The sequence below is a fragment of the Luteibacter yeojuensis genome, from assembly GCF_000964085.1.
Taxonomy (GTDB): Bacteria; Pseudomonadota; Gammaproteobacteria; order Xanthomonadales; family Rhodanobacteraceae; genus Luteibacter; species Luteibacter yeojuensis_A.
Map to the genome: position 1 here is coordinate 152,196 of NZ_JZRB01000003.1, position 19,414 is coordinate 171,609.

Here is a 19,414-nt window from a genome sequence, read left to right on the forward strand (position 1 = left end):
AGTAGGAGCCCACCCTGTGGGCGACAGCTCTTCGCGAGGAGCTGTCGCCCACAGGGTGGGCTCCTACATTTTTACGGCTGCCTAGCGGCGGTCGCGGATCGCTTCGATCAGGCCGCGCGTGGCCGCGTCGAACTGGCCGATGTCACCGGCATCCTTGTCGTTGGCCAGCGAGGGGTAGATCTGCTTGGCAATCGTCTTGCCCAGTTCCACGCCCCACTGGTCGAACGCGTTGATGCCCCACAGGTGGCCGAGCATGAACACCTTGTGCTCGTACAGCGCGATGAGCGCGCCGAGCGAGTGCGGCGTAAGCGAATCGAGCATGAACACGGTGCTTGGGCGGTCGCCCTTGAACGTGCGCTGCGCGGCGAGCGCGCGGCGTTGCTCTTCCGTGCCCGTCTTCGCTTCGGCCAGCGCCTCGTCGAAGGTCTTGCCCAGCGACAGGGCCGCGGCCTGCGCCAGCAGGTTCGAGGTGAGCACGTCCTGGTTCTCGCGCAGCGGGTGCGCCGGCTTCACCAGGCCGATGAACTCGAGCGGCACGGTGTCGGTACCCTGGTGCAGCGCCTGGAAATACGCGTGCTGGGCGTTGGTGCCGATGCTGCCCCACACCACCGGCACGGTGGAGCCCGCCACTTCCTTGCCCGTGGTCGGGTGCACGTGCTTGCCGAGCGATTCCATCTCCAGCTGCTGCAGGTACGACGGCAGGTCGGCCAGCGAATCGACGTAGGGCACCACGGCACGGCTGCTGCGGCCCAGGATGTTGCGGTTCCACAGCTCGGCGATGGCCGTCAGCACCGGCACGTTGTCCTGCCACTTCACGGTGCGGAAATGATCGTCGGCCTCGGCGGCGCCGGCGAGCAGTTCGCGGAAACCCTGCATGCCGATCGCGAAAGCGATGGACGCACCCACCGCCGACCACAGCGAAAACCGCCCGCCGACCCAGTCCCACATGGGCAGCACCTGCGAGGCACCCCACTTGTTCACGGCCTCGACATTCGAGCTGACCGCGATGAAGTGCTTCGAGGTCTTCGTCTGGTCGCCGCCGTTGGCCTTCAGGATCCAGTCGCGGAACACACCGCCGTTGAGCAGCGTTTCCTGCGTGTTGAAGCTCTTGGATACCAGGATGACCAGCGTGTGCGCCGGGTCGAGCTTGCGCATCAGGTCGTACGCCGCCTGGCCATCGACGTTGGTGAGGAAGTGGCTGTTGATGCCCTTGACGTGGAACTGCTCCAGCGCGTGGACGGCAAGGCGCGGGCCGAGGTCGGAACCGCCGATGCCGATGTTCACCACGTCGGTGACGCGGCCGATGAGGCCAACGGATTCGCCCTCGCCACGATGCACCGCGCTGACCAGCTTCTCCATCTTGTCGAGTGCATCGGCCACTTCCCTGCGCACGTCGGCCGGCGCCGCGGGGTGGCGCGACGCGCCACCACGCAGGGCGGTGTGCAGCACCGCACGGTCCTCGGACGTGTTGATGTGCTTGCCCTCGAACATCGCATCGCGCGCGGCTTCCCAGCCGGTGCTTTCGATGAACGCGCCCACGGCATCGAGCGCCGCGACGTCGAGCTTCTGGCGCGTGATGTCGAGCAGGATGGGACCTACACGGCGGCGGAAGCGCTCATTGCGCGATGCGTCGTTGACCAGGCTGCGTAGATGGGTGCCGGCAAGGCGGCTGGCGTGCTCTTCGAACGAAGGCAGGGGGACGTACGTTGAATCCATGGCTTCCACTTGGCTGCGACGGAGGGAAGCCCCGATAGTACCGCAGTGCAATGTGGTCGGATTGTATTAACTGACAGCGCGGGGGCTGGCCTTTGGTCGCATCGCACAAACCCACGGAGCGGCGGTCGTGGGAGCGCGCTTGCGCGCGAAAAGCCAACAGGGCGATGAAGCGCCGTGCTTCATCGGCCTGCGGTTGGGGCTTGTGGGGAGGGTATCGCGCGCAAGCGCGCTCCCACAGGGTGAAGCAGGGGGCCTCAGGCCGCCTGCTTCGGGATCGAATGGTTCGTGTGGGTGATGCGGTTGCTGGCGTCGACGTAGACCAGGTCGGGCTGGTACTTCGCCATTTCGGCCTCGGAGAGGCCAACGAAGGCCGCGATGATGACCAGGTCGCCGGTGGACACGCGCCGCGCGGCGCTACCGTTCACGGAGATGATGCCCGAGCCCTCTTCCGCACGCAGCGCGTACGTGACGAAGCGTTCGCCGTTGTTGATGTTCCAGGCATGGATCTGCTCGTACTCGCGGATACCCGCGGCATCGAGGAGGTTGCCGTCGATGGCGATGGAACCTTCGTAGTTCAGCTCGGCGTGAGTCACCGTGGCACGGTGGATCTTGCACTTGAGCATGTTGAGGTGCATGGCGGTCTCTACAGGTGTGGCGGTTACAAAAACGCCCATTCTAACGGAGGGTGGCCCTGGCCGTCGCGAAGGGGCTTCCTCGGTTCGAGGCGCTTTATGGGGGAGCCGGGCCGGAAACGCAAGTGCCCGTTTGTGAAGACGTTTAGTCGAAAGGCAGGTTATCGATGAGGCGCGTGGCGCCCAGCCGGGCGGCGACCAGCGCCACGAGGCCCTCGCGCTCGTCCGTGGCCGGCTCGGCCAGGTCGTCGGCCCGGCGGATGGCGACGTAATCCGGCGTGAAACCGGCGCGCTCCAGGCGGGCCCTGGCGGCCGTTTCCAGCGCCTGCCAGTTATGCCCCTGGCGAAAAAGATCACGCATTTGCGTAAGCGTGGCGTAGATCTGCGGAGCCCGCTGGCGCTCGGCCGGCGACAGGTACTGGTTGCGCGAACTCTTGGCCAGCCCATCGTCGTCGCGCAGCGTGGGGCCGGACATGATCTTCACCGGCAGGGAGAGGTCGCGGACCATCCGCTCGATGACCTTCAGCTGCTGGAAATCCTTTTGGCCGAAAACGGCGAAATCCGGCTGCACGAGGTGGAAGAGCTTGGACACCACCGTGGCCACGCCGTCGAAGTGGCCGGCGCGGTGGGCGCCTTCCAGCGTATCGGTCACCACGGGCACGTGGACACTGACGCTGGCGGCGGGGCCGAAGGGGTACATGGTGGCCACCTCCGGCGCGAACAGCACGTCGCAGCCGGCTTCGGCCAGGCCCACCTGGTCCTGGGCCAGGGTGCGCGGGTACCGCTCGAAATCCTCGCCCGGGCCGAATTGGGTGGGGTTGACGAACACCGAGGCCACCACGCGGTCGGCGCGGGCGCGGGCCAGCTTCAACAGCGAATGGTGGCCCTCGTGGAGGTTACCCATGGTGGGCACGAAGCCCACCACCTGGCCGGCGGTGCGCCAGCCACGGATGGTGGCGCGGAGCGCGGCGGCATCGGTCACGGTCTGCATGGCGGGCCCTTTAGCTGAAGCTGTGTTCCGGGCCCGGGAACGCCCCGGCCCGTACGTCGTCCGCGTACGCGCGGATAGCCGAGGGAATGGAACCCTGCCCGGCGAGGAAATCCTTGGAAAACTTCGGCCGCTTGCCCGGGGTGAGCCCGAGCATGTCGTACACCACCAGCACCTGGCCGTCGCAACCCACGCCCGCGCCGATGCCGATGACGGGGATGGTAAGCGCCTGCGTGATGCGCGCGGCCAGGGCCGAGGGCACGCACTCGAGGACGAGGAGATCGGCACCGGCGGCCTCGACCGCCTGCGCATCCGCGAACAGCTTTTCGGCGGCCGCGTCGGTCTTGCCCTGCACCTTGTAGCCACCGAACTTGTTCACCGACTGCGGGGTGAGGCCCAGGTGGCCGCACACGGGGATGTCGCGTTCGGCCAGCGCCGCGATGACCTCGCAGATGCGGCCGGCGCCTTCGATCTTGACCATGGCGGCGCCGCCCTCGGCGACAAGGCGCGTGGCCGCGGCCATGGCGGCGGGCACGTCGCGGTCGCTCATGAATGGCAGGTCGGCCACGAGCAGCGTGGCGGCCAGCCCACGGGCCACCGCGGCGGTGTGGTAGACCATGTCGTCGACTGTGACCGGCAGCGTGCTCGACCTGCCCTGCACCACCATGCCCAGGGAATCGCCGACCAGGGCGACATCCACCCCGGCCGTTTCCAGTTGCGCGGCGAAACTCGCGTCGTAGGCGGTGAGCATCACGATCTTCCGGCCCTCGGCTTTCATCGCCCCCAGGCCCGGCACGGTCACCGGCTTGCGCGCCGGCGCGCTCGTTGTTTCCACGTACACGCTCTTGTCGCCTCGTTGGATGAATCCGGAATTGTCCGCCTGATCGTGCGCCGGCTCAAGGAACCCGCGTCACGCAAGCGGCAAGCATTCAGCCGCGTCCACGGCGGCCAGCAGGTCGCCCACCCGGCCCTGGCCCGGCAGAACCGTTTCGGCCGCGATATCCGCCAGTGGCAGCAGCACGAAGGCGCGCTCGGCGATGCGGGGGTGCGGCACGGTCAGCCGGTCGTCGTGCAACGTCGCGTCGCCGTAGGCGAGCAGGTCGAGGTCCAGGGTGCGCGGGCCCCACCGCTCGCCGTCGCGTACACGGCCAAAGGCGCGCTCCGTGGCCAGGAGCGCGTCGAGCAAGGCATGGGCGCCCAGGGTGGTCGCCACCGCGATGGCCGCATTGATGAACTCGGGCTGCGCCGTATTGCCCCACGGCGGCGTGCGGTAGAACCGCGAGCGCGCCAGCACGCGGATGCCCGGCATGGCATCCAGGGCGGCGATGGCCGCCTCGAGGCGGGGCCGCACGTCACCCAGGTTGCCCCCCAGGCCGATCAGGGCGGTGACGCTCACGAACCGCCCGAATCGCCTTTGCCCCGGGTGGGCTTGCGACGGCGGCGGCGCTTGCGGGCCGGTGCCGTGGCCGCGACGGTGCTGCCGTCGTGAGCTGGCACGCCACCGCCGCCCAGCGCGGCCGCCAGCATTTCAGGCGGCAACTGCTGGGCGTGCGCCCACCACTCGCCCAGCTCGCGCATGCGCTCGGATTCGTGGGCGCGCAGCAACAGGAAATCGAAGGCGGCCCGGAACCGCGGGTGCGACATGAGGCGGAACACGCGCTTGCGGTGGATCTGTTCGAAGCGTGGCTGCAGTGCCCAGATCTCCTCCATGGTGAACGTGAAGCGGCGCGGGATGGCCACGCGCTGGCACTGCTCGCCCACCACATGCACGGCGGCCCGCTGCCAGGCCTCGTTCATGTCGAGGCCCTGCGCCATCCAGCCGTGGGCCTGGTCGCGGACCTCGCCCCATAGCAGCACGGCGTAGAGGAAGGCCGGCGTGACCGACTTGCCCTCGGCGATGCGGGCATCGGTATTGGCGAGGCCCTGCTCCACCAGCGCGCGCAGCGCGGTGTCGCCGCGCTCCAGCGCCCGGGCGGTGGCCGGGAAGAGGAACTCGAGCAGGCCACAGGCTTCGAGCATCTTGAAGCTCTTCAGGCCATGGCCGGCCAGGAACAGCTTCAGCGACTCGTCGAACAGGCGGGCCGGCGAGGCTTCGGTCAGCAGGTGACCCAGCTTCTTGAACGGCGCCGAGGCCGAGGTATCGATGGTGAAGCCGAGCTTGGCCGCGAGGCGTGCCGCGCGGAGCATGCGGACCGGATCCTCGCGGTAGCGCTGCTCCGGGTCGCCGATAAGGCGCATGGTGCGGTCGTCGAGGTCCTGCATGCCGCCGACATAATCACGGACGCTGAAATCGGCGATGTCGTAATAAAGCGCATTGACGCGGAAATCGCGGCGCACCGCGTCTTCCTCGATGGTTCCCCAGATATTGTCCCGGACAATGCGGCCGTCGACGATGTGGCGGTCGCCCTCGCCCGCGGCACCCTCTTCACCGGTGCCACGGAACGTGGCCACTTCGATGATCTCGGGGCCGAATACCACGTGGGCCAGGCGGAAGCGGCGGCCAATAAGCCGGCAATTGCGGAAAAGGCCCTTCACTTCCTCCGGCGTGGCATTGGTGGCCACGTCGAAATCCTTGGGGTGCCCGCCCAGCAGCAGGTCGCGCACGGCGCCGCCCACCAGGTACGCGGCGAACCCGGCGTCGTGCAGGCGGTAAAGCACGCGCAGGGCGGCTTTGCTGATGTTCTTGCGGGAAATGGAATGTGCTTCGCGGGGGATGATGCGCATGCCCTGCGGAACGTCATTCCTTGTGTCGGAATTCAAGCGTTGGTGTCCTGGCGGGCGCCATGGCGCCCGGTCACGTGGCTGCCCCCACCGGCGGCCGGTGTCGGGATGAACGGGCCAAATGTAACGAATTAGACCCAATCCGACGAGCAGGCCCCAAAAGCGTTGCCAGCGGGCGGAATTTGGATATACTAGCGCGCTTCGTATGTTTCGTACGACACGCTCCCTTCGTCTAGTGGTCTAGGACACGGCCCTCTCAAGGCTGGAACACGAGTTCGAACCTCGTAGGGAGCGCCACTTTCCCCCTCCGGCGCCGAACCGTTCGCATGACCTTTGTCGTCACCGACAACTGCATCAAGTGCAAGTACACGGATTGCGTCGAGGTCTGCCCCGTGGATGCCTTCCACGAGGGCCCCAACTTCCTGGTGATCAATCCGGACGAGTGCATCGACTGCACCCTCTGCGAGCCGGAGTGCCCCATCAACGCCATCTACCCCGAGGACGACGTCCCCGCCGGGCAGGAGCAGTTCGTGGCGCTCAATGCTGACCTGTCGAAAGACTGGCCAGTGATCACCGAGCGGAAGGATGGTATGCCCGATGCCAAGGATTGGGAAAACAAGCCCAACAAGATCGACTTGCTCCAGCGTTGAGCAGGTAAAGCAAAAGGCCCCTCGCGGGGCCTTTTTTTTGGCTTGCAGCCTGGATGGGCGGCATGACCTGCGAGGCTTCGCCTGTGGGAGCGCGCTTGCGCGCGATGGTGTATCTCGCAACACCCATCGCGCGCAAGCGCGCTCCCACGCGGTTTACTTCACGCCAAGGCGCGACTTCAGTGCATCGATGACGCGGCGCACACCGTTGGCATCGCCCTGCGCGCGGATTTCCGAGCCGGTGCCGCTGGGGTTCACGGTAAGCACCACCGAGCGTTTGTTGCCGCCCGGGCCCGCCGAACCGGCCTGGTCGGCATCGGGGTTCTTGCCGCCGAACATGCGCTTGAAGAAGCCGCGGTGGTCTTCCGGCGCGCCCGCCGTGGCGGTGATCTGGTAGGTGTGCGTGTCGTCGTCGTGCGCCGTGACCGTGCCGACATCGCCCGCAGCGAGGGTCTCGCCGATGCGGCGGTAGGCGGCGTCGGGGGCGTCGGTGAGGATGAAGCCATCGGAGACCGGGGCGGCGGACGCGCCACCGGCCGCGGCGGCGCCGGAGCCGGCATCGGGGATGACGAGCGCGGCACTGGTCGACGGGGTATCCATGCCCGGCGGGATCTCCAGCGGGGCCTCCTGCTTGGCCTTTTCCCACTGCTTGGTGGAGCGGAACGCGCCGCAGCCGGAGACGACCAGGACGGACATGAGCAGTGCCGGGACGACCAGCGCGTACGAGGTTTTCTTCATGAACTTCAGTTCCGTTTGGATCCGTTGAATGGGGTTGGCGTCAGGCCGCAGCCGCCAATGGTGCCAGAGCGGCGAGCGTTTCGCGCACTTTTGCCAGCGCCGGGCCCGCCTCGAGGGGGACCAGGGGCAGGCGCGGCGCCGCCGAGCCCAGGCCCAGCAGGGCCAGGCCGGCCTTGACGGGGATGGGGTTCGGTGCGCAGTTCAGGGCATCGATGAGGGGGGCCAGCCGTGCCGTGGCGCTGGCCGTGCGCTCGGCGCTGCCCGAGCGGGCGGCGTCGCACAATTCACGGAAAGCCCCCGGCACGAGGTTGGCCACCACCGAGATGGTGCCCGCGGCGCCGGCCAGCATGGCCTGGTGGGCCGAACCGTCGTCGCCGCTGAGGTAGACGAAATCGGGGCGGATAAGTTCCGCCATGGCGCGGATGCGCTCGATATCGCCACGGGCCTCCTTGATGCCCAGGATGCCCGGGTGCTCGCGCAGGGCCGCCACGGTCTCGGGCGCGATATCGACGCCGGTGCGCGGCGGCACGTTGTAGAGGATGACCGGCAGGCCGCCTTCGTCGGCCACGGCCAGGAAATGGCGGCGCATGCCCTCCTGCGTGGGGCGCACGTAGAACGGCGCCACCACCAGGGCCGCATCGGCGCCCAACGCCTTCGCCAGGCGCGTGGTGGCGATGGTCTTGGCCGTGCCGGCTTCGCCGGTGCCGGCGATGACCGGGATGCGTTTGTCGATGTGTTTCACCGCGAACGCGAGCAGGCGCTCGAACTCGTCGTGTTCGAGGAAGTGCGACTCGCCCGTCGACCCGGCGACGACGACGGCTTGCGTGCCGCCAGCCAGCTGCTGGTCGAGCAGGCGGCCGAACGCGTCGAGATCGAGGGAACCGTCGGCGGCGAACGGCGTCGCCAGCGCGGTGATGCTTCCGGAAATATCCAAGGTGAAACCCGTTGAGGAACCAGCCCTTCGCATGGTACCGGGGCGTTTCCGGGGAGTCCATTCGGCCCGCCGGGCCGCCGCGGGGCCGGCGCGTCTTGCTACGGCCGGATGCCGCCCGTTAAGCTCGGGCCAACAGCGACGCCCCGCGCCCCGCGGGCCGCGCCATGGGTAGTGAAGGCCTTGAACCGTTCCGTAGCACGCAGCGCCGCCACCGATAACCAGCTCCTCATCTCGACGCTGTCGCCGGCGCACCGCGCGCCCATCCTCGCCCTCGCCAAGCGCATCGCCGATTCCGGCTGCAACCTGGCCGATGCCCGGGTCTCCACCATCGGCAACGATACCTCGGTGATGCTGCTCGCCTCCGGCGCGTGGGATGCCGTGGCCAAGCTCGAGACGGCCGTGGGCAAGCTCGCGCGCGACGAGGAACTGCAGCTGGTGCACTACCGCACCACGCCGCGCGAGCCCACGGCGCACCTGCTGCCCTACCTCGTCGAGGTCATCGCGGCCGACCGCCCCGGCATCCTCGTCAAGATCATCGAGTTCTTCTCGCGCCGCGACATCAGCGTCGAGCAGCTGTCATCCATGCGCTACCAGGCCATGCAGACGGGCGCCGACATGTTCCAGGCGCAGATCACCATTGGCATCCCGTCCGAAACGCACATCGCCGCCCTGCGCGACGATTTCCTCGAGCTTTGCGATGGCCTCAACCTCGATGCCATCATGGATCCCGTGAAATTCTGACGTTAGGAAAAAGACGCAACGCATGATCGGCAAGGGCAAGAAGGTTCCGAAACTCAAGGGCACGCTCGGCGATGGTTCCACGCTGGCGTTGTCGTCCCTCACCGGCCAGTGGGTCGTCGTCTTCTTCTATCCCAAGGACAACACGCCGGGCTGCACCAGCGAGGCCCGCGATTTCCGCGACAGGTACGCGCAATTCCAGGCCCTCGGCGCCGAGGTCATCGGTGTCTCGCGCGACTCGGTCCGCTCGCACGCCAACTACGCGGCGAAGCACGAACTGCCCTTCCCGCTCGTTTCCGATGCCGACGAGGCCTGGTGCCAGGCGTTCGACGTCATCCACGAGAAAGTGCTGTATGGCAAGCGCCACATGGGCGTGGTCCGCAGCACCTTCCTGATCGACCCCGACGGCAAGCTCTTCGCCGAGTGGCGCGGGGTCAAGGTGCCCGGCCATGCCCAGGCCGTGCTCGAGAGTGTTCCAACCGCGTGACGGACACCGCGCCACGCGGCTCCTTCCCCCGGCCACTGCCGCGTGGCCGGGTATCGCAACCTCCGCATGAGGTCACTTCCGCATGAACGGAAGCAAGCGCATCTACGCCCTCGACACCAACGTGCTGCTGCACGACCCGACATCGCTGTTCCGCTTCGAGGAACACGATGTCTTCATACCGATGACGGTGCTGGAGGAACTGGACGACAAGAAGAAAGGCGGGTCGGAAGTTTCGCGCAACGCCCGCCAGGTAAGCCGCTTCATCAACGAACTGATCGAACGCGGCGGCGTCGACGGCCTGAAAGAAGGCCTCGAGCTGGAAAACCCCCAGGGCATCAAGCTCAAGCGCGGCGCGGTGGGCCGCCTGTACTTCCAGCAGCGCGCGAGCCACGGCAACGGCAAGGCCGACAACCAGATCCTGTCGTCCGTCATCGACCTGCGCGACCAGTTCCCCGATCGCCCCGTCATCCTTGTCACCAAGGACATCAACCTACGCATCAAGGGCTCCATCTACGGTATCACCGCCGAGGACTACGAGAACGACCGCGCGCTCGACGATTTCGCGCTGCTGTTCACGGGTTCCGACGCCCTGCCGGAGGACTTCTGGAACCGCCACCCCGAGGTCCGCTCCTGGAACGAGCGCGGGCGCACGTTCTACGAACTCGACGTACGCGAGGACGAGCACTGGTACCCCAACGAGTGCCTCTACATGCCCGGCGAGAACGACGTGGAGCTGCGCGTGCTGGAGCTGAAAGGCCCCGAAGATGCACAGCGCGCAAAGCTCGTCCTGCTCGACGACCACACCCACGCGGCGCATGGCGTGTGGGGCATCGCCGCGCGCAACCGCGAGCAGAACTTCGCCATGAACCTGCTGATGGATCCCGACGTGGATTTCGTCACGCTGCTCGGCACCGCCGGCACGGGCAAGACGCTGCTCGCCCTCGCCGCCGGCCTTGCGCAGGTGATGGACCAGCAGCGTTACCGCGAGATCATCATGACCCGCGCCACGGTGTCGGTCGGCGAGGACATCGGCTTCCTGCCCGGTACGGAGGAGGAAAAGATGACCCCGTGGATGGGCGCGCTCACCGATAACCTCGAGGTGCTCGCCAACCCCGAGGAGGGTGGCTCGTGGGGCCGCCAGGCCACCAACGACCTGCTGGCCTCGCGGGTGAAGATCCGCTCGCTGAACTTCATGCGTGGCCGCACGTTCCTCAGCCGCTACCTCATCATCGACGAGGCGCAGAACCTCACGCCGAAGCAGATGAAGACGCTGATCACGCGTGCGGGCCCGGGCACGAAGATCGTGTGCCTCGGCAACGTGGAGCAGATCGACACGCCCTACCTCACCGAAACCACCTCGGGCCTCACTTACGCGGTGGACCGTTTCAAGATGTGGGCCCATTCCGGCCACATCACGCTCAAGCGCGGTGAACGGTCGCGCCTGGCCGATTTCGCCTCCGAAGCCTTGTGACGCAAGGCAAGCCGAACACCCTCACCATCGCCGGGTCGGATTCCGGCGGTGGTGCGGGCATCCAGGCCGACCTCAAGACCTTCCATACCCTCGGCACGCATGCCTCACGGCCATCACGGCGGTCACCGCGCAGAACACGCGCGGCGTCACCGCCGTGCACACCGTGCCGCTGGCGCACCTGCGCGCCCAGGTCGACGCCGTGTTCGCCGACTTCCCCGTGGCCGCCGTGAAGACCGGCATGCTGGGCAGCGCGGCCATGACGAAACTCGTGGCGAAAGAGCTGGCCACGCGCCAGCCACCATGGCTCGTCGTCGACCCGGTCATGGTCGCCACCAGCGGGGCGCGCCTCCTCGACGACAACGCGCTCGACGCGCTGGCCAGCCGGCTCATCCCCCTCGCCGATATCCTCACGCCCAACCTCCCCGAGGCCGAGGCCCTGCTCGGGCGCCGCATCGGCAAGGCGTTCGATGAAGCCGGGGCCGACCTGCTCGCCCTCGGCGCCCGCGGCGTATTGCTCAAGGGCGGCCATGCGGGCGGCAGGGACATCGTCGACCGCTACTACGATGCCGGCGGCGCCCTGGCCTTCCGCCACGCCCGCCTGCCCTTCGAGGGCCACGGCAGCGGCTGCACGCTTGCGTCTGCTGTCACGGCCCACCTGGCCCGGGGCAAAGCGCCGCAGGCGGCTGTCCGCGCCGCCATCACGTGGCTCGACAAGGCCTTCCGCGGCGCCTGGCGCCCCGGCGGCGGCGCGGCGCACGTGCTGGGCCACTGAGGGCGGAGTATCCTATGCGCGTTGATACAGGGCCCACCGGGCCTCATGTATCGCCCGTCCTTTCGAGTGCAACCCCATGAATCTCCTCGGGCCCCGCTTCATCGTCCTGTACATCCTGGTGCTGTTCACGCTGTGCGTCCTGCTGGTGCACCTGCGCGGCCGCTCGCGCCTGCGCTTCGACCGCCAGCTGGTCGACCACTCGGCCCTGTTCGCGCCTTACAACCTGCTGATGTACGCGTTTTCGGCCGTGCCCGCCCGCCCCATCCTCGACCGCAGCGGCTTCCCGCAGCTCGACCTGCTGCAAAACAACTGGCAGGCGATCCGCGAAGAGGCCATGCACCTCTTCGACGAGGGCTACATCCGCTCGGCCGAGAAGCACAACGACGCCTCGTTCAATTCGTTCTTCAAGCAAGGCTGGAAGCGCTTCTACCTGAAGTGGTACGGCGAGCCGCTCGCCTCCGCCGAGGCCCTGTGCCCGGAGACGGTGAAGCTGCTGAACGCCATCCCCAGCGTCAAGGCCGCCATGTTCGCCCTGCTGCCCCCGGGCAGCCGCCTCAACCCCCATCGCGACCCGTTCGCGGGCTCCCTCCGCTACCACCTGGGCCTCATCACGCCCAACAGCGACGATTGCCGCATCTTCGTCGATGGCGAGATGCATGCGTGGCGCGATGGCAAGGACGTGGTCTTCGACGAAACCTACGTGCACTGGGCCGAAAACCGCACCGACCAGACCCGCGTCATCCTGTTCGCCGACGTCGAGCGCCCGCTCAAATTCGGCCTGATGACCGCCATCAACAAGCGCGTCGGCGCCTTCATGGGCTCCATCACCGCCTCGCCCAACAGCGACGACGGCAAGGAGCAGGTGGGCTTCGTCAACCGCATGTTCGCCCTCAACAAACGCGGCCGCGAACGCACGAGGCGCTTCAAGAAGGCCAACCCCAAGCTCTTCCGTGCGGTGAAATACGTGGGCATCGTCCTCGCCATCTGGCTCGTATTCCTGGCGCCCTACCCCTTCGTCCGCGGTTAAACAAGATTTCACGCGCCAGCCCGCGGGTTGGCGCGATACTCCAGCCGGGGTGGGGCCCTGAAGGAGAATCGGGCATGACGAAGCACGGTGTGTTCCTCGCTTTACTGATTCCCACGGCCGCCCTGGCGGCCCCGCCAGCGGCGTACACGCCGCCACCCGGCACGCCGCCCATGGCACCCGCCACGGCCGAAGCCGCGCCCCTCGACCTCGGCCCCCTGGTGGACAAACTCGTCGCCGACCTGACCAGGGATTCGCGCACGCAGGCGAAGTCGTTCCGCATGCTGATCAGCCTTGGCCGCCCGGCCGTGCCCTACGTGGTGGCGCACCTGGGCGATAGCCGTTCGTTGCCGGAGCAGTCGATCTGGGTGCAGGCGGTGACGGGGCGTTCGGATACGCAGTACCACCCGTGGTTCGTGCACGATGGGCTGCTGGCGGTGCTGAAGGAGCTGACGGGTTTTTCGCGTGCACCGCTGACGGGTCACCTGCTGCCGTCGCAGCGGGCGAAGAGTGTGCGGAAGTGGGTGACGTTCTGTGTGGAGCGTTATCCGCGGCAGGCTGCCGTGTGCCAGCGGGCGCTGCAGAATGGTGCCGTCCCGGGCGCGGTGGCCGACTCTGAGGTCGCTTTTTCGGGCCACTAATGCATTCGCCATAGCGAATGAGCCGCTAAGAAAAACCCGGCTTTCGCCGGGTTTTGAAGAGCATCGCCAGCAAGCTGGCTCCCACACATACAGAAAGTGAGCGGGGCGCGCCGTTACATCAAGCGGTGGCCTTGATGCGCTCGACGATCGCGTCGCCGAACGTATCCGTGTTGCCCGTGCCGCCCACGTCCGGCGTCGTGCGGTCACGGGCGTTCATCACTTCGCTGATCGCCGCGCGCAGGCGCGTGCCCTTCGCCACCATGCCCAGGTGGTCGAGCATGTCGGCCGCCGCCAGCAACAGCGCGCACGGGTTGGCCTTCTTCTGGCCCGCGATATCCGGCGCCGAGCCATGCACCGCTTCGAAGATGGCCGCGTCCTTGCCGATGTTCGCGCCCGGGGCCAGGCCCAGGCCGCCCACGAGGCCGGCGCACAGGTCGGACAGGATGTCGCCGAACAGGTTGGTCGTGACGATCACATCGAACTGGTACGGGTTCATGACCAGCTGCATGCAGGCGTTGTCGACGATCATTTCCTGGAACTCGAGGTCCGGGAAATCCTTCGCCACTTCGCGGGCCACGTCGAGGAACAGGCCCGACGAGGTCTTCATGATGTTGGCCTTGTGCACCGCCGTGACCTTCTTGCGGCCCTTCTGGCGGGCCATCTCGAAGCCGTAGCGGCAGATGCGCTCCATGCCCGGGCGGGTGTTGCGGATGACCGAGACGGCCACCTCGTTCTCACCCGTGCCCTCGCGCGTCTGGCCCTCGGCCATGTACGCGCCCATGGTGTTCTCGCGCACCGTGATGATGTCGATGTTGTCGTAACGCGCCTTGGTGCCCGGGAAGCTGATGGCGGGGCGAACGTTGGCGTACAGATCGAACTTGCGGCGCAGCGTGACGTTGATGGACGTGAAGCCGCCGCCGATGGGGGTGGTGAGCGGACCCTTGAGCGCCACGGTGTGCTTCGCGATGGCATCGAGCGTAGCCTGCGGAAGCAGGTCGCCGTGCTTTTCGAGGGCCACCATGCCCGCGTCCACGAAATCGTACGTCAGGCCGCAGTCGAGGGCGTCGAGGACACGGATGGTCGCGTCCATGATCTCGGGGCCGATGCCGTCGCCGGGGATCACGGCAATCGTCTTGCTCATGGGGAGTACTCCTGAAGGAAGCGGGTCGATGGGCACGCGCCAGGCGGTGCCGGGGAAGAAAAATCGCCTGATTATCGGCGATTTTGCCCGCTTGCTTCAAGGATCGAGGGTGCTTTGGTCGAACGCTTCGAACGCGTGGCGTGGCGCCACGGGAGGTGGGAGATGGGAAGTGGGGGGCGAAGCCTCGGGCGCCCCCACTGCCCGCCTCCCACCTCCGCTCTTACGGCCCCGCGTGATCCCCGCAGGCAGCCGCAGCGTTGTCCTCGCCCTCGCCCTCGAGCGAATCCAGGAAATCCACCGCGCGGCGCAGGTGCGGGATGACGATGGAACCGCCAACGACGAGCCCGACGCTAAACACCTCGAAGAACTCGTCGCGGTTGACGCCTGCTTCCTTGCACTGGGCCACGTGGTAGCTGATGCAGTCGTCGCAACGCAGCACCATGGACGCCACCAGGCCCAGCATTTCCTTCGTTTTCACATCCAGCGCGCCCTCGCGGTACGTCTGGGTGTCGAGCGCGAAGAACCGGCGCACCACCTGGTTGTCTTCGCCCAGGATGCGCTCGTTCATGCGCTTGCGGAACGCGGTGAATTCCTCGACGCGGGTGGTATCGGCGGCCATCAGTGCGCGGCCCCGATGAGCTCGGCCAGGCGGCCGCTGCGGTCGGCCGCGGCCAGGTCGTCGAACCCGCCCACGTGCGTGCCGTTGATGAAGATCTGCGGCACGGTGCGGCGGCCACCGCTCTTCTCGAGCATGATGTCGCGCTGGGCCGGGTCCATGTCGATGCGCACCTCGCTCCAGGAAAGGCCCTTGGCCTTGAGGAGGTTCTTGGCGGCGACGCAGTACGGGCATACCGCGGTGGAGTAGATGGTGATCTCGGGCGTGCTCATGGAACAGGTGTCTCCGGACGCTATGCGATGACCGCGATATGGCGGCCCTGGGCTTATTCTACAACCCTCGCGAACCCCCGGCCGCCCCCGTGGTCCAAGCGTTCCCGGCCCCCGTGGTGGTATCGTCGCGACCGTATGCGCCTGCCCTATCCCCGCTTGCTGCTCCTTGCCGCCACCACCGCCGCCACCTTCGTGGCAGGCGCCCAGGATGCCGTGCGCCTGCCCGACCTGGGCAGCTCCGCCAACGCCCTGATCAGCCCCCGGGAGGCCGACGATTACGGCGCCCAGATGCTGCGCCAGATGCACGCGCTGGACATGACGCTGGACGATGCCCTGCTCGACCAGTACATCAACGACCTGGGTTTCCGCCTGGTGGCCACCAGCGAACGCCCGAAGGACCACTTCAGGTTCTTCATCGTCCGCGATACGCAGATCAACGCCTTCGCCGCGCCCGGCGGCTACATCGGCGTGAACGCGGGCCTCATCAACATCACGCAGAGCGAAAGCGAGCTGGCCGGCGTCATCGCGCACGAGATCGGCCACATCACGCAGAACCACCTCTACCGCGCGTTCGAGGCCTCGAAGAAAGATGCCCCGTTGCTCGCCCTGGTGCTGCTGGGCGCCATCGCCGCGGGCAGCGCCGGTGGCGATGCCGCGGCTGGCGTGCTCATGGGTGGCCAGGGCATGCTGCTGCAGCGGCAGATCAACTTCACCCGCAAGGATGAGATCGAAGCCGACCGCACGGGCATCCAGACCCTGGCCAATGCCGGCTTCGATCCCGAGGCCATGGCGGACTTCTTCGGCCGCATGCAGGATACGCTGCGCGTGGGCGAAGGCGAGGAAGCCCTGCCTGCCCTGCTGCAGACCCACCCGGTGACGCTCGACCGCATCAGCGACGCACGGGCCCGTGCGCGCGTGCTCGAGGCACGCATCAAGGACCGCCCCAAGCTGCCGACGCTCGACAAGGCCTCGTGGGAAAAGAGCACCGCGCCGGTGCTCTACATGAAGGACCCCACCACGCTGGTGAGCACGGGCACGGCCGCGCCCAAGGACAGTGCCACCGATACCTACGCCCTCATGCGCGAGCGCGTGCGGGTGCTGTCGGGCGATGCGGGCAAGCTCGCCGCGTACTACGCCACCAACCTGAAGCACAAGGAATTCGACACCGCGGCCAACCATTACGGTTACGCCGTGGCGCTCATCCGTAGCAACCGCGGCAGCCAGGCGGTTGAGCAGCTGCAGCCGCTGCTGGCCCAGCAGCCCGCCAGCGTGGTGCTGCGCCTGGCCATGGCCGATGCCTACCTCGATGCCGGCCGCGCGGGCGATGCCATGGCCATCTACAAGGCCCTGCACGACAACTCCCCGCGTAACGTGGCGGTCACACTGGGCTACGCGAAGGCCCTGGCCACCACGGGCACGGTCGAGAACGCGCGCGTGGCCGCCGGCCTGCTGCGGCCCATGCTCGACAACAGCGAGGACCCGGAAATCTTCCGTACCTACGCGCAGGCCAGTGACCGGGCTGGCGATGGCGTGCACGCCGCCGAGGCCTACGCCAACGCCGCCTACCTGGCGGGCCGCCCGTTCGACGCCATGGAGCAGCTGCGCCGCCTGCTGAAGCGCGATGACCTGGATTTCTACCAGCGCTCGCGCATCCAGTCGCAGATCGCCGACCTCACCCCCCTGCTCATGGAGCTGAAAAAGCGCCGCGTGGCCACCGACGACAACCCCGACGGCCGCACCCAGTAGCCATGCCCATTAACGGCAGGGGGTGAATGTGACCGTTGTCATTGCCGTGTAACACTGCATGGCTGCAATATGACGGTCACAGCCAACGAGCGGTTCCCAGCGTGCATAAACGCATTCTTATCGTGGAAGACGAGGCTTCGATTCGCGACATGGTCGCCTTCGCGCTTCGCAAGGCGGGCATGGACGCGGCACACGCCGCCGACGCCCGCGCCGCCCAGATGGCTATTTCCGAGCGCGTACCGGACCTGATCCTGCTCGACTGGATGCTCCCGGGCACCAGCGGGCTGGAGCTGGCCCGCCGCCTGCGCCGCGAGGAACTGTCCCGCGAAATCCCCATCATCATGCTCACCGCCCGCGGCGAGGAGATGGACCGGGTGAACGGCCTGGAGGCCGGCGTGGACGATTACGTGATCAAGCCCTTCTCCACCCGCGAGCTCATCGCCCGCATCAAGGCGGTGCTGCGCCGCAGCCAGGGCGATGACGGCTCGGGCGTGGTGGAGCTGGGTGGCCTGCGCATCGACGGCCCGGCCCATCGCGTGTTCGCGGGGGATGATGCCGTGCCGATCGGCCCCACCGAATACCGCCTGCTGTTCTTCTTCATGACCCACCCCGAGCGTGTCTACTCGCGCGCCCAGCTGCTCGACCATGTGTGGGGCGGCAGCGTGTACGTGGAAGAACGCACGGTGGACGTGCACATCCGCCGCCTGCGCAAGACCCTGGAACCGTGGAAGCTCGACGACATGGTCCAGACGGTGCGCGGCGCGGGCTATCGCTTCTCAGCCAACACCTAGGCTAACGCGGGGTAGCCGCGTTATGGTGCAATCCACCAGACCGCGGGTTCCTCGCCATGCCCAGCTCCACCCCTTCCTGGCGGCTGCCAGCCTCGTGTGCCGCCCTGCTCGTCGCGGGTGGCGCCGTGGGCGCGCTCGCGGGTTCGGCGCTGGCCGGCGTGGCATGTGTCGCGCTCGCTGAAATCGTCGTGCTCCTGTCGCTATTCCGTCACAAGACGGGGCCAATGTTGCAAACGCCCGCGACGCCCCACCCTGAGCATGACCGTCTCATGACACGCACCCGCCGTATCGCCTCCCGCCTTCGCGACCTGCGCAGCGCGGCCGGCTCCCTCCCCGATGGCGTGGTCCTGCTGGACCACGCGCAGCATGTCCGCTGGTTCAACCACGCGGCGGAGGAACTCCTTGGCCTGAAGGGCCCGCGCGACCGCGGCCGCTTCATCACCGAGGTGCTGAAGAACAGCGAGCTGTCGGACTGGCTGGCCGATGGTGCCCGCGAACCCCTCACCGACGTCGCGGCCCCGGGCCACCCGAACCGCCACATCACCGCCACCCTGCTGCCGTTCGGCAGCCGCCAGCGGCTGCTGCTCGCACGTGACACCAGCCACCTGACGCGCCTGGAACAGATCCGCCGCGATTTCGTGGCCAACGTCTCGCACGAGCTGCGCACGCCGCTTACGGTCATCCACGGTTACCTCGAGCTGCTCGACCCGGAAGATGTCCCGGAGCTGGCGCCGGTGCTCGACGAGATGCGCGCGCAATCCAAGCGCATGGGCCAGATCGTCGAAGACCTGCTCACGTTGTCGCGCCTGGAGACGCAGGAGCACCTGGCCGAGGAACACGTGCAGATGGCCCCGCTGCTGGCCAGCCTGCGCAAGGAGGCCGAGGCGCTCAGCCAGGGCCGGCATGTCGTGTCGCTCGACGTGGCCACCGGCTACGACCTGCTGGGCTCCACGAAGGACCTGCACAGCGCCTTCGGCAACCTCGTGAGCAACGCCGTGCGCTACACGCCCACGGGCGGCAGGATCGCCATCCGCTGGGCGGCCGTCGATGGCGGTGCGCGCTTCTCGGTGCAGGATTCCGGCTTCGGCATCCCCGCCGCGCACATCGCGCGCCTCACCGAGCGCTTCTATCGCGTCTCGTCCAGCCGCTCGCGCGACTCGGGCGGCACGGGCCTGGGCCTGTCCATCGTCAAGCACGTGCTGAACCTGCACCAGGCGCGCCTCTCGATCGAGAGCGAGCCCGGCAAGGGCTCCACTTTCGCCTGCGTGTTCGGCACCGACCGCCTGCTGGATGGCAGCCGCCTCCACGACATGGCGGGTGCGTCGGCCTGAACGCATGG

General features: G+C 67.6%; 20 protein-coding genes, 1 tRNA gene and 1 pseudogene. 11 read left to right on the forward strand and 11 right to left on the reverse strand.

Annotated elements, in window-relative coordinates:
• Positions 1 to 81 precede the first annotated feature (81 nt).
• The 6 genes from pgi to pcnB form a co-directional block, all read right to left on the reverse strand.
• A complete protein-coding gene (pgi, locus tag VI08_RS02180; protein ID WP_045827884.1) occupies positions 82 to 1,716 on the reverse strand; it encodes a glucose-6-phosphate isomerase in 1,635 nt (544 codons plus the stop codon).
• A 254-nt stretch (positions 1,717 to 1,970) separates the two neighbouring features.
• Positions 1,971 to 2,351 (reverse strand): aspartate 1-decarboxylase, encoded by a 381-nt coding sequence (gene panD, locus VI08_RS02185; RefSeq protein ID WP_045827885.1) that lies wholly within the window; start codon positions 2,349 to 2,351, stop codon positions 1,971 to 1,973.
• Between the two features lie 142 nt (positions 2,352 to 2,493).
• The gene (gene panC / locus VI08_RS02190; protein WP_045827886.1) at positions 2,494 to 3,339 is read right to left on the reverse strand and encodes a pantoate--beta-alanine ligase; all 846 of its coding nucleotides are present in this window, start codon (positions 3,337 to 3,339) and stop codon (positions 2,494 to 2,496) included.
• Positions 3,340 to 3,349: 10 nt separating this feature from the next.
• Entirely contained in the window at positions 3,350 to 4,177 is an 828-nt protein-coding gene (gene panB / locus VI08_RS02195; RefSeq protein ID WP_045827887.1) for a 3-methyl-2-oxobutanoate hydroxymethyltransferase, read from the reverse strand.
• Between the two features lie 69 nt (positions 4,178 to 4,246).
• A complete protein-coding gene (folK, locus tag VI08_RS02200; RefSeq protein ID WP_045827888.1) occupies positions 4,247 to 4,732 on the reverse strand; it encodes a 2-amino-4-hydroxy-6-hydroxymethyldihydropteridine diphosphokinase in 486 nt (161 codons plus the stop codon).
• Positions 4,729 to 6,060, reverse strand: a complete 1,332-nt coding sequence (pcnB, locus tag VI08_RS02205; protein ID WP_198148820.1) for a polynucleotide adenylyltransferase PcnB — start codon at positions 6,058 to 6,060, stop codon at positions 4,729 to 4,731. Before pcnB ends, folK begins: the two co-directional genes overlap by 4 nt.
• Before the next feature lie 218 nt (positions 6,061 to 6,278).
• On the opposite strand from pcnB, the gene VI08_RS02210 reads away from it, so the two are divergent.
• Together VI08_RS02210 and fdxA are read left to right on the forward strand one after the other, a co-directional pair.
• Positions 6,279 to 6,354 (forward strand) — tRNA-Glu (locus tag VI08_RS02210).
• A 29-nt stretch (positions 6,355 to 6,383) separates the two neighbouring features.
• On the forward strand, positions 6,384 to 6,707 hold the full coding sequence (gene fdxA / locus VI08_RS02215) for a ferredoxin FdxA (RefSeq protein ID WP_045827890.1): 324 nt from the start codon (positions 6,384 to 6,386) through the stop codon (positions 6,705 to 6,707).
• Positions 6,708 to 6,860: 153 nt separating this feature from the next.
• On the opposite strand, the gene VI08_RS02220 is transcribed toward fdxA, so the two are convergent.
• Both VI08_RS02220 and dapA read right to left on the reverse strand, forming a co-directional pair.
• Positions 6,861 to 7,442, reverse strand: coding sequence for a hypothetical protein (locus VI08_RS02220; RefSeq protein WP_045827891.1), 582 nt, complete (start codon positions 7,440 to 7,442; stop codon positions 6,861 to 6,863).
• A gap of 40 nt (positions 7,443 to 7,482) precedes the next feature.
• The gene (dapA, locus tag VI08_RS02225; protein WP_045827892.1) at positions 7,483 to 8,376 is read right to left on the reverse strand and encodes a 4-hydroxy-tetrahydrodipicolinate synthase; all 894 of its coding nucleotides are present in this window, start codon (positions 8,374 to 8,376) and stop codon (positions 7,483 to 7,485) included.
• Between the two features lie 108 nt (positions 8,377 to 8,484).
• Here dapA and VI08_RS02230 point away from each other — a divergent pair, with 108 nt between their 5' ends.
• The 6 genes and pseudogenes from VI08_RS02230 to VI08_RS02255 all read left to right on the forward strand — a co-directional run bounded on the left by VI08_RS02230 (position 8,485) and on the right by VI08_RS02255 (position 13,509).
• The gene (locus VI08_RS02230; RefSeq protein WP_084621179.1) at positions 8,485 to 9,117 is read left to right on the forward strand and encodes an ACT domain-containing protein; all 633 of its coding nucleotides are present in this window, start codon (positions 8,485 to 8,487) and stop codon (positions 9,115 to 9,117) included.
• Between the two features lie 22 nt (positions 9,118 to 9,139).
• Positions 9,140 to 9,601, forward strand: a complete 462-nt coding sequence (locus VI08_RS02235; RefSeq protein ID WP_045827894.1) for a peroxiredoxin — start codon at positions 9,140 to 9,142, stop codon at positions 9,599 to 9,601.
• An 82-nt stretch (positions 9,602 to 9,683) separates the two neighbouring features.
• Complete coding sequence (locus VI08_RS02240; protein ID WP_045827895.1) at positions 9,684 to 11,072, forward strand: PhoH family protein; 1,389 nt, start codon at positions 9,684 to 9,686, stop codon at positions 11,070 to 11,072.
• Positions 11,069 to 11,844: pseudogene (gene thiD / locus VI08_RS02245) on the forward strand (bifunctional hydroxymethylpyrimidine kinase/phosphomethylpyrimidine kinase). The gene VI08_RS02240 and the pseudogene thiD overlap by 4 nt, the downstream one beginning before the upstream one ends.
• 76 nt (positions 11,845 to 11,920) lie before the next feature.
• A complete protein-coding gene (locus VI08_RS02250; RefSeq protein ID WP_045827896.1) occupies positions 11,921 to 12,871 on the forward strand; it encodes an aspartyl/asparaginyl beta-hydroxylase domain-containing protein in 951 nt (316 codons plus the stop codon).
• A 74-nt stretch (positions 12,872 to 12,945) separates the two neighbouring features.
• Positions 12,946 to 13,509 carry a hypothetical protein gene (locus VI08_RS02255; RefSeq protein ID WP_045827897.1) on the forward strand — a complete coding sequence of 188 codons (564 nt, stop codon included), beginning with the start codon at positions 12,946 to 12,948 and terminating at the stop codon, positions 13,507 to 13,509.
• A gap of 118 nt (positions 13,510 to 13,627) precedes the next feature.
• Here the strand turns inward: VI08_RS02255 and VI08_RS02260 are convergent, their stop codons facing one another.
• The 3 genes from VI08_RS02260 to grxC all read right to left on the reverse strand — a co-directional run bounded on the left by VI08_RS02260 (position 13,628) and on the right by grxC (position 15,538).
• Positions 13,628 to 14,650: an isocitrate dehydrogenase gene (locus VI08_RS02260; protein WP_045827898.1), complete on the reverse strand. Its 1,023-nt coding sequence runs from the start codon at positions 14,648 to 14,650 to the stop codon at positions 13,628 to 13,630.
• A 220-nt stretch (positions 14,651 to 14,870) separates the two neighbouring features.
• Entirely contained in the window at positions 14,871 to 15,269 is a 399-nt protein-coding gene (locus tag VI08_RS02265; protein ID WP_157006253.1) for a carboxymuconolactone decarboxylase family protein, read from the reverse strand.
• Positions 15,269 to 15,538: a glutaredoxin 3 gene (grxC, locus tag VI08_RS02270; RefSeq protein ID WP_045827899.1), complete on the reverse strand. Its 270-nt coding sequence runs from the start codon at positions 15,536 to 15,538 to the stop codon at positions 15,269 to 15,271. Before grxC ends, VI08_RS02265 begins: the two co-directional genes overlap by 1 nt.
• Positions 15,539 to 15,673: 135 nt before the next feature.
• Between grxC and VI08_RS02275 the strand changes: the two genes are divergently transcribed.
• From VI08_RS02275 to phoR, 3 genes are all read left to right on the forward strand, one after another.
• Complete coding sequence (locus tag VI08_RS02275; RefSeq protein WP_045827900.1) at positions 15,674 to 17,284, forward strand: M48 family metallopeptidase; 1,611 nt, start codon at positions 15,674 to 15,676, stop codon at positions 17,282 to 17,284.
• Between the two features lie 101 nt (positions 17,285 to 17,385).
• Positions 17,386 to 18,075 (forward strand): phosphate regulon transcriptional regulator PhoB, encoded by a 690-nt coding sequence (gene phoB / locus VI08_RS02280; protein ID WP_045827901.1) that lies wholly within the window; start codon positions 17,386 to 17,388, stop codon positions 18,073 to 18,075.
• 224 nt (positions 18,076 to 18,299) lie between these two features.
• A complete protein-coding gene (gene phoR, locus VI08_RS02285; protein ID WP_232309443.1) occupies positions 18,300 to 19,406 on the forward strand; it encodes a phosphate regulon sensor histidine kinase PhoR in 1,107 nt (368 codons plus the stop codon).
• The last annotated feature ends 8 nt before the right edge of the window (positions 19,407 to 19,414 follow it).

Coding starts and splice junctions, on each gene's coding strand:
- pgi (WP_045827884.1), bottom strand. CDS start 1,716: ATGGATTCAACGTACGTCCCCCTGCCTTCGTTCGAAGAGCACGCCAGC.
- panD (WP_045827885.1), bottom strand. CDS start 2,351: ATGCACCTCAACATGCTCAAGTGCAAGATCCACCGTGCCACGGTGACT.
- panC (WP_045827886.1), bottom strand. CDS start 3,339: ATGCAGACCGTGACCGATGCCGCCGCGCTCCGCGCCACCATCCGTGGC.
- pcnB (WP_198148820.1), bottom strand. CDS start 6,060: ATGCGCATCATCCCCCGCGAAGCACATTCCATTTCCCGCAAGAACATC.
- fdxA (WP_045827890.1), top strand. CDS start 6,384: ATGACCTTTGTCGTCACCGACAACTGCATCAAGTGCAAGTACACGGAT.
- VI08_RS02220 (WP_045827891.1), bottom strand. CDS start 7,442: ATGAAGAAAACCTCGTACGCGCTGGTCGTCCCGGCACTGCTCATGTCC.
- VI08_RS02230 (WP_084621179.1), top strand. CDS start 8,485: ATGCCGCCCGTTAAGCTCGGGCCAACAGCGACGCCCCGCGCCCCGCGG.
- VI08_RS02235 (WP_045827894.1), top strand. CDS start 9,140: ATGATCGGCAAGGGCAAGAAGGTTCCGAAACTCAAGGGCACGCTCGGC.
- VI08_RS02240 (WP_045827895.1), top strand. CDS start 9,684: ATGAACGGAAGCAAGCGCATCTACGCCCTCGACACCAACGTGCTGCTG.
- VI08_RS02250 (WP_045827896.1), top strand. CDS start 11,921: ATGAATCTCCTCGGGCCCCGCTTCATCGTCCTGTACATCCTGGTGCTG.
- VI08_RS02255 (WP_045827897.1), top strand. CDS start 12,946: ATGACGAAGCACGGTGTGTTCCTCGCTTTACTGATTCCCACGGCCGCC.
- VI08_RS02260 (WP_045827898.1), bottom strand. CDS start 14,650: ATGAGCAAGACGATTGCCGTGATCCCCGGCGACGGCATCGGCCCCGAG.
- VI08_RS02265 (WP_157006253.1), bottom strand. CDS start 15,269: ATGGCCGCCGATACCACCCGCGTCGAGGAATTCACCGCGTTCCGCAAG.
- grxC (WP_045827899.1), bottom strand. CDS start 15,538: ATGAGCACGCCCGAGATCACCATCTACTCCACCGCGGTATGCCCGTAC.
- VI08_RS02275 (WP_045827900.1), top strand. CDS start 15,674: ATGCGCCTGCCCTATCCCCGCTTGCTGCTCCTTGCCGCCACCACCGCC.
- phoR (WP_232309443.1), top strand. CDS start 18,300: ATGTTGCAAACGCCCGCGACGCCCCACCCTGAGCATGACCGTCTCATG.